1 protein-coding gene is annotated in these 229 nt (G+C 56.8%); it reads right to left on the bottom strand.

From position 1 onward, the window contains the following. Window positions 1-86 precede the first annotated feature (86 nt). Window positions 87-197, bottom strand: a complete 111-nt coding sequence (gene cydX / locus SB772_RS46370; RefSeq protein ID WP_112388881.1) for a cytochrome bd-I oxidase subunit CydX — start codon at window positions 195-197, stop codon at window positions 87-89. Window positions 198-229 lie beyond the last annotated feature (32 nt).

The raw sequence follows: 229 nt of genomic DNA, 5'->3' as shown, positions 1-229 counted from the left end.
CGAATGATATGAAGCAAGGCTTGTGCCAGGTGTGCGGGATGCCGGGCGGCAATTGTGGCGCCCGGCATCGTCTCAATTCGTGAAGCTCAGGATTTCTTCTTCTTGGCTTCGTCGTCCATCAGCTCGTACCACATGGCGTTGAGGACAGCGAAGGCGGCTGCGAGCGGCAGGCCGAGGATCCATGCGAAATACCACATCGTCTTTCTCCTTTAATAGGCGTGGCCGCTTT

This window comes from Paraburkholderia sp. SIMBA_030 (genome assembly GCF_046535245.1).
In the GTDB taxonomy this organism is placed as follows: Bacteria; Pseudomonadota; Gammaproteobacteria; order Burkholderiales; family Burkholderiaceae; genus Paraburkholderia.
Note: the sequence above shows the minus strand (reverse complement) of the source record. Positions and strands in the feature narration are given on the sequence as shown.

What these genes read in the sequence shown, in the direction of transcription:
- cydX (WP_112388881.1), bottom strand. Translation starts at nt 197, where the DNA reads ATGTGGTATTTCGCATGGATCCTCGGCCTGCCGCTCGCAGCCGCCTTC.